Here is a 622-nt window from a genome sequence, read left to right as displayed (position 1 = left end):
GCTACGCGGTGCTGAAACCCAACTTCCGCGGCTCGACTGGTTACGGCCAGAAGTTCGTGGCCGCCGGCTACGGCGAGTGGGGCGGCAAGATGCAGACCGACCTCTCCGACGGCGTGACCTATCTGGCGGCCCAGGGGATCGTCGACCCCAAGCGGGTCTGCATTATGGGCTCGAGCTACGGCGGCTACGCGGCCCTGGCCGGCGTAACGCTGCAGAAGGGTGTCTATCGCTGCTCGGTGGCGGTCTCGGCCGTCAGCGACGTGGGCCGCATGGTGCGTGACGACACGCTCAAATACGGCGAACGCAACGCGTGGGTGCGGGACGAAAAGCGCCTGTTCGGGGTCGAGTCTCTTTCCGACCCGAAGCTGGACGCCCGTTCGCCAGATGAACACGCCGCGGACGCGGATGCGCCGATCCTGCTGATCCACGGCAAGGACGACACCGTCGTGCCATTCGCCCACGCCACGGCCATGGCCTCGGCGCTGAAGAAGGCCAGCAAGCCCTACGAGTTCGTGGTGCTGGACGGCGAGGACCACTGGATGTCGAGCAGCGCCACGCGCCTGCAGAAACTGACGGCGGCGATCGCCTTCATCGAAAAGCGCAATCCGCCGAACTAGCGGAT

General features: G+C 66.2%; 1 protein-coding gene. It reads left to right on the top strand.

The window, feature by feature from the left end; genetic code table 11:
- Window positions 1–617, top strand: a 617-nt coding sequence (locus J7528_RS23900) for a prolyl oligopeptidase family serine peptidase (protein WP_291879844.1), incomplete at its 5' end; no start/stop codon positions are given.
- Window positions 618–622 lie beyond the last annotated feature (5 nt).

It is taken from the genome of Caulobacter sp., assembly GCF_017744445.1.
Classification (GTDB): Bacteria; Pseudomonadota; Alphaproteobacteria; order Caulobacterales; family Caulobacteraceae; genus Caulobacter.
Note: the sequence above shows the minus strand (reverse complement) of the source record. Positions and strands in the feature narration are given on the sequence as shown.